Genomic DNA, 7,231 nt, shown 5'->3' on the forward strand with positions numbered 1-7,231 from the left:
AGCATCAGCAGTCAGCCACACAGTTTATTCATTATTGGTTGTGTCACTTGAAGCTGAATATGATGATGTAGTTCCAGTTGTTGAATTAGCGGCCGGTAATTTCAAAGTTGTTCCTGATGAAATTGTCCCGGTCGTCAAATCATTAAGATTCATAATTGCAGTTGTTGTTGTTCCATAATTAGCTGCAATACTGGACAATGTATCACCCGATTTTACCACATAGTAACGATACGAACCACTTTTTGAATCAGTTTTAAATTTAGACTTCGATGTTGAACTGGTCGTTGTTGAACTTGAACTTGTGGATTCCTTTTTGTTAGCCGTTTTTTTAGTAGTTGAGCCTGCCTGTTCGTTTTGACTGGTTTTTTTCTTATACTTTGCATGTGCTGCTTTTTTTTGCCGTTGATACTCTGCTTTTTGTGCTGTTCGATTATCCCCAAAAAAACTTTGAACTCTTGCATTGACTGTTCGGCTGCGGAAACCGATAATTCCTAGGATCAAAATAACAATGATTAATAAAACCCAAAAGCTTACTTTTTTATTGACCTTATGTGAACTTCTTGGTGACATTCTTTCCCCTCCAAAATCAACCTAAAATTATATAATAATTATCGAATATTACTGTCTTAATTTCAAGTTAAATTTATTTCAATGAACAGATATCATAAAAAAAGACCGCAGCAAAATCAAAGTTTTACTGCAGCCCTCAGATGGCACTAATTATTTCAGGTTTTTAGCCAGTTCTTTAATATATGCTTTCAAATCGTCTTTTACTTCTGGATGATCCAATCCAAACTCGATCGAAGTTTTAAGAAAACCAAATTTATAACCAACATCAAATCTTTCGCCTTTAAATTCATGGGCAAACACCCGTTGAATTTTATTTAAACGATCAATTGCGTCAGTCAACTGAATTTCGTTGCCAGCACCCACTTTTTGTGTTTCCAGCATACCGAAAATTTCAGGAGTCAAGAGATAACGACCGATAATTGCCAAATCACTTGGGGCTTTGGCAACCGGTGGCTTCTCAACAAATTTTTTTACATCATATAACCCTTGGCTAGTCTCTGAACCAGGATCAATTACACCATATTTGTAAACTTGATCATGTGGTACCCGCATAACTGCCAAAGTGGAAGCATGTGTCTGTTCATAACGGTTAATCAGCTGTTTGGTTAATGGTACCCGATCACGCATTAAATCATCACCCAGCATTACCACAAAAGGTTCATTGCCGACAAAATCCTTTGCCATTAAGACAGCATCACCTAACCCTTTAGGGTGTGGCTGGCGAATAAAGTACAAATTAATATCAGTTGTTTGTTCAACTAATTTTAATAAGTCTGTTTTTCCTTTTTCTTTCAAGTTTTGTTCCAATTCAGGTACAGAATCAAAATGATCTTCGATTGACCGCTTACCCTTGCCAGTAACTACTAAAATATCTTCGATTCCTGATTTTCTTGCTTCTTCAACGATAAACTGAATTGTCGGTTTATCAATAATTGGAAACATCTCTTTAGCTAAAGCTTTAGTTGCCGGCAAAAAACGAGTTCCCAGACCCGCTGCCGGTATAACTGCTTTTCTTACTCTCATTTTAAAAAACTCCTTTATCGCTTCTTAACAGAACAAAAGTATTATATCACGATTTATAACTGAAAAAAAACGTTGGCTTTAAATTTTTTAAGTTGCTCTTAATCATTCAACAAATATTTTTGATCAAATTCTGGATCCTGCGAAGTCAATATTTTAGGACCATCATCGGTAATTACTAAAGTATGCTCATATTGACAAGACAAACTGCCATCTGCAGTTCTAGCAGTCCAGCCATTCGGATCATCCATTTCAGCTTTCCAAGTTCCCGCATTGATCATTGGTTCAATTGTAATTGTCATCCCAGCACGCAGCCGTAATCCGTGACCGGCTTCACCATAATGCGGAACATTTGGGCTTTCGTGCATTGTTGGTCCAATACCGTGACCGACAAATTCGCGAACATCGCCATATCCATTTTCATCTTCCGTATAATGCTGAATTGCTGCTCCAATGTCACCCAGACGATTGCCGACTTGAGCTTGGTCAATTCCTAAGTACAAGGCCTTTTTAGTAACTGCCATTAGTTTATCAACTTCTGGTGTTGATTTACCAACTGCATAGCTCCAGCATGAATCACTCATTGCTCCATGATAATCAACCACTGTATCAACTTTAAGCAGATCACCGTCTTTTAAAATTAAATCTTTGCGCGGAAATCCGTGACAAATCTCATCGTTAATGCTGACACACGTTGCATACTTATAGCCTTCAAAACCAATTTGAGCAGCAATTGCATCATGTTCTTTATAATATTTCCGTGCAAACAGTTCAATTTCCCAACTTGAAATTCCCGGTTTAATTATTTTACGCAACCCGCGATGCATTCCTGCCAAAATAGCCCCCGATTTTGCCATTTCTTTAATTTCCCGTGGTGACTTTAATGTAATCATTTAAATGCCTCCAATTAGTATTCAATAATCATTATAACCTATAAATTAAAGTTAGAGCAGATTTACTTCCATCTTAAATCTTTTTACCCATTATCTTACCCAACATTGTATCTATTTTGTTATAATTGAGTGAAAGATTTATAGAAAGGATGATTTAAGTTGGTTAAAGCTAAAGTGGTTTTTGCTTCAATTACTGGTAACAACGAGGATGTAGCTGATATTATTTCAGAAGAACTCGAAAAAAAAGGTGTTGAGGTTGAAACTGACGAAATTTCACAATGCGATGCTGCTGATTTTGAAGATGTTGATTTATGTGTTGTTACCCCGTATACCTATGATGAAGGCGCATTACCTGATGAAGGTATGGATTTTTACGATGATTTAAATGAAATGGATTTAAAGGGGAAAATTTTTGGTGTTGCCGGATCCGGAGACACGTTTTACGGTGAATATTTCTGTACAGCTGTTGATGATTTTGCTAAAGCATTTGAAAAAGCCGGTGCAGTATCTGGTGCCCCAGCAGTTAAAATTAATTTAGCTCCCGACTCAGATGAAGATATTCAAAAATTAACTGACTTTGCTGATCAACTAGTTGCAACTTACGAAAAATCACATTCATAATTTTTAAAAGGGAGAGCAATAATGCCTGAAAAATTGTCAATAATTGTTCCTTGTTATAATGAGGAAGCAGCAATTCCGCTTTTTTACCAAGCCGTTCAACAGATTCAGCCGCAATTAGAACAAATTGAATTAGAATATTGGTTTATTAATGACGGTTCGCAAGATCAAACTCTAACCGAATTACGTAAATTAAATCAACTAGATCCACAGCATGTCCACTATGCTTCTTTTTCACGTAACTTCGGTAAAGAAGCTGGTCTTTTTTGTGGACTGCAGCAAGCAACCGGTGACTTAGTTGTTGTTATGGATGTCGACTTACAAGATCCACCAGAACTATTACCACAAATGCTGCAGCTGATTCGAAGCGGCAAATATGACTGCGTAGGTACTCGCCGGACAAATCGAAAAAATGAACCACCGATCCGTTCTTTTTTTGCTAAACTGTTTTATCGACTCATCAATCGAATTTCTGATACTCCAATCATTGACGGTGCCCGCGACTTTCGTATGATGAACCGCCAAATGATCAATGCTATTTTGTCAATGCAAGAATATAATCGATTTTCAAAGGGTATTTTTAGTTGGGTGGGTTTTCGAACAACCTACCTTGAATATCCCAATGTTGAACGACAGGCTGGTCAAACCAGCTGGAATTTTTGGAGTTTATTTAAATATTCAATTGATGGAATTGTAGCTTTTTCTGAAATTCCACTGGATATTTCTGCTATCGTTGGTCTGTTTTCTTGTATTGGATCAGGTATTGCTATTATCTGGATTATTTTTCGGGCTTTAGTATATGGTGATCCAACAGCTGGTTGGCCATCGTTGGTTTGCTTTATTTTATTTGTTGGTGGTATCCAGCTTTTCTGCTTAGGAATTGTTGGCAAATATATTGGTAAAATATTCTTAGAGGTCAAACATCGACCAATCTACTTGATTCAAGAAAAAAAATAAAATAACAATAAACTTTTCTCTCCTTACTTCGCAATTATGCCGCTTTAAGTTACAATAGCATAGTTGAAGTAAGGAGGTTTTTCTTTGCCGATTGTCTTTAAAAAAGAAAAAAATTTAAAATTATATTTAAATTACAGTTTAATTTTTTGTTTCGTTGCTATCTTTGTCTACGGAACTTATTTTTTAACCGGTCATGCTTTGATTTGGCGGCTTGACGGTGCACAACAGCACTTACCACTATTACAAGCCTTTCGCAAATTTTTAGTTTTTCGCTGGCAGCATCCTTTCAGTCCCATTCAACAATGGTCTTGGAAAATGGGCCTGGGTAACGATTTATACCAAATTTTTGCATATTATACCATTGGTGACATTTTCAATTACTTGGTATTACTATTTCCAGCCACTAAAATTGTTTTAGCCTACCAAATTCTAATAGTCCTTAGATTATATTGTGCTGGATTAGCTTTTTGTTTTTTTGCTGATCATTTTGATTTAAAACAGCCAGCAATTTTAGCTGGTACCCTGGTTTATTTGTTTAATGCTTTTTTACTCTACTCAAATGTTGCACAACCTTTTTTTACTCTGCCATTTATTATTTTTCCGTTACTGCTGCTAGCTATCGAAAAAGTTTTACAAGGCAAGTCGGTAATCAGCTTAATTTTAATGTTTAGCTGGATGCTCTTTAGTAACTTTTATTTCGCTTATATTTTAGGTATTGGCAGTTTTATCTTTTTGTGTTTGCGTTACTGGTTTAACTACCGCAAACGGATACCCTTTTGGCGAACACTTGGCAAACTAGCTTACAGCAGCTTGGCCAGCCTGTTAATTACCGCAGTTGTCTGGTTGCCAGAAGTCTTAGCCGTGCAAAACTCAACTCGCAGCAATGGTCCATTTGCCAATGGTTTAAAGCTTTATCCGCTTTATTACTATATTGCACTGCCATCGCAGCTGATCAATGGCGGTAATCGTGATTTTTATTTTTGGAGTGCTTTAGGTTTTGCTAGTTTCACTTTTTTTGCCATCATCTTTATCTTTATTAAGACACGCCGCTACCCAGTGATCGTTAGCAGCTTTATTTTAAGTGGCTTATTTTTACTACTACCGGCGGCTGGTGCCAGCTTAAATGGTTTCTTATCTCCTTCCAATCGTTGGACGCTAATGTTGTGTCTTCCGGTAGCCTTAGCTGTGGCCATTACGATTGAGCATTTAAATCAAATTACCCCCAAAATTCTAAAAATTTTTACGGGGTGTTTATTGATTTATAGTGTTTGGTTAGCTGTCAGTTATTATTTTCAGAATAATGAACGCTTATTTATCCCCTTAATTTTTTTATTTTTGAGTTATTTTTTAATTTCAACAGCAGTCCACCAAAAGATTCCTGTACGGTTAACAAAAATAATTTTTGTTGGATCAATCTTATTGAATGTCATCGGTAATGCTATTTACTTTGAAGCACCATATAATGGTGGTTACTCTAATGAAATGCTCCCGACTGATGGTTTTCAAAAATTAGTTAGCGAACGCTATGCTGATTTAGATCACAAATTAACCGGCAAAGGCTACCGCGTTTCAACTATCAGTCAAAATTATTATTTGGGAAATGGTGTTCATATGTACAATGCTGTTCCCAGTAAATTAAATTCCATCAGTTCTTATTATTCTTTGCAAAACAAATATCTGGGGGAATGGGCAAACTCTTTAGGTATTAACCAATATGAAGCTAATATTCCGCTGGCTCAAGTTGATGATCGAACAATTCTAAACAATTTTCTGGGTGTTAAATACTTATTTGTAAAAAAGAATCAGAAAAATGATCAGAAAATTCCAGCTGGATACCAACTTGATCGTGTATCAGATCAATTAACAGATGCTAATCAAGACAGCAAGCTTAATAATCAAACTGAACGGTATGTTACACAAAATGCTTTTCCTTTAATCTATTGGCAAAATAAAGTCTTTACATCCAAAAATTATTCCCAGCTTTCAGCTACCCAAAAGGAACAAGCATTAGCTGCTGGTGTTTATTCATCCAAAAGTTACGGCTTAAAGTCGGCCAAAGTTACTGATGATAAAAAACAAACAATCGATTACCAGCTGATTTCCAGTCGTGGAAATTTGATCAATTCCCAGCAGTTAAAAAAGTTTGATAGCGCAGAAACTTATCAATTGCTCTTAAAACCAACACAATCATTGAAAAATGTTGAACTTCAGCTGGAAGTTTCCGATTTAAAATACCAACCATTGACCTTAAATCAGCAAGTTAAACTAGAAGAACTTCATCAGCAGACTTCTGCTAATACCGGCATTTTATCAACGAATAATCAATTAGAACATTATCGTTATTTACGCTACCATATTTTACAAGGAACACCTGATAATAGTTTCAAACTGACTATTAGTTCTCCTTTAAGTAGCGAAAGTTTGTCACAGCCACAACAAGATCAGTTGTCATTTTATAAAACTGTAACTGGTGGCGTCTTAAATCTGGGCTATTTCCAAAAAGATTTTCCGCAGACCCTAACACTAAATCTTTCCAAATTAGGTTATTATCATTTTAAACTTAAAATAACAGCTGTGAAAATCAGCAATAACTATACAAAACAAGTCCAGCAAATACAAAAAAATCGCCTGAAGAATTTAAAATTTACTACCAATCAAGTATCAGGCAACATTAAAACAACCCAAGCCGGAATTTTAACTTCATCAATTCCCTATTCTTCAGGGTGGCATGCAAGTGTTGATGGCAAGCCGGTTAAAGTTTTAAAAACTAATCAAGCCTTTTTAGGATTGCATTTAACAACCGGCTCGCACCAGATTGTTTTTAAATATCAAACACCGGGATTAAAACTAGCTGCCTGGCTAAGTCTGCTGGGGTTAATTCAGTTATTATTATTCCTGCTGTTAAAATCCTGCTGGAACCTGATTGCTAGATCATAATTAATAATTCACGAAATATTAACTAGCCTATTGGCAAATTTAATAAGCTTCAACATCAAAAGCTGCTTATCCTTATTTGAATAAAGATAAGCAGCTTATTATTTATTAGCATTTTCATTTGCAAAAAAGCTTTAACACCATGACCGGTTATTTCGTAAGCACCCAATAACAGACCGTTAAAAAGTAAGCACCTAATAATCGACCGTTCAAAAAAATGACCAATTGATCTCATTTGA

General features: G+C 35.9%; 6 protein-coding genes. 3 read left to right on the forward strand and 3 right to left on the reverse strand.

The features are described 5' to 3' along the window. Nucleotides 1-24: 24 nt before the first annotated feature. The 3 genes from FC89_RS04105 to map form a co-directional block, all read right to left on the reverse strand. Nucleotides 25-570, reverse strand: coding sequence for a LysM peptidoglycan-binding domain-containing protein (locus FC89_RS04105; protein WP_057871284.1), 546 nt, complete (start codon nucleotides 568-570; stop codon nucleotides 25-27). A gap of 150 nt (nucleotides 571-720) precedes the next feature. Further along, a complete protein-coding gene (galU, locus tag FC89_RS04110; protein ID WP_057871285.1) occupies nucleotides 721-1,593 on the reverse strand; it encodes a UTP--glucose-1-phosphate uridylyltransferase GalU in 873 nt (290 codons plus the stop codon). Between the two features lie 98 nt (nucleotides 1,594-1,691). Further along, the gene (gene map / locus FC89_RS04115) at nucleotides 1,692-2,483 is read right to left on the reverse strand and encodes a type I methionyl aminopeptidase (protein WP_057871286.1); all 792 of its coding nucleotides are present in this window, start codon (nucleotides 2,481-2,483) and stop codon (nucleotides 1,692-1,694) included. A gap of 159 nt (nucleotides 2,484-2,642) precedes the next feature. Here map and FC89_RS04120 point away from each other — a divergent pair, with 159 nt between their 5' ends. From FC89_RS04120 to FC89_RS04130, 3 genes are all read left to right on the forward strand, one after another. After that, complete coding sequence (locus tag FC89_RS04120) at nucleotides 2,643-3,104, forward strand: flavodoxin (protein ID WP_057871287.1); 462 nt, start codon at nucleotides 2,643-2,645, stop codon at nucleotides 3,102-3,104. Between the two features lie 21 nt (nucleotides 3,105-3,125). Beyond that, a complete protein-coding gene (locus tag FC89_RS04125; RefSeq protein WP_057871288.1) occupies nucleotides 3,126-4,058 on the forward strand; it encodes a glycosyltransferase family 2 protein in 933 nt (310 codons plus the stop codon). An 84-nt stretch (nucleotides 4,059-4,142) separates the two neighbouring features. Next, on the forward strand, nucleotides 4,143-6,995 hold the full coding sequence (locus FC89_RS04130) for a YfhO family protein (RefSeq protein WP_057871289.1): 2,853 nt from the start codon (nucleotides 4,143-4,145) through the stop codon (nucleotides 6,993-6,995). Nucleotides 6,996-7,231 lie beyond the last annotated feature (236 nt).

It is taken from the genome of Liquorilactobacillus ghanensis DSM 18630, from assembly GCF_001435235.1.
Lineage (GTDB): Bacteria > Bacillota > Bacilli > Lactobacillales > Lactobacillaceae > Liquorilactobacillus > Liquorilactobacillus ghanensis.

What these genes read in the sequence shown, in the direction of transcription:
- FC89_RS04105 (WP_057871284.1), bottom strand. Translation starts at nt 570, where the DNA reads ATGTCACCAAGAAGTTCACATAAGGTCAATAAAAAAGTAAGCTTTTGG.
- map (WP_057871286.1), bottom strand. Translation starts at nt 2,483, where the DNA reads ATGATTACATTAAAGTCACCACGGGAAATTAAAGAAATGGCAAAATCG.
- FC89_RS04125 (WP_057871288.1), top strand. Translation starts at nt 3,126, where the DNA reads ATGCCTGAAAAATTGTCAATAATTGTTCCTTGTTATAATGAGGAAGCA.
- galU (WP_057871285.1), bottom strand. Translation starts at nt 1,593, where the DNA reads ATGAGAGTAAGAAAAGCAGTTATACCGGCAGCGGGTCTGGGAACTCGT.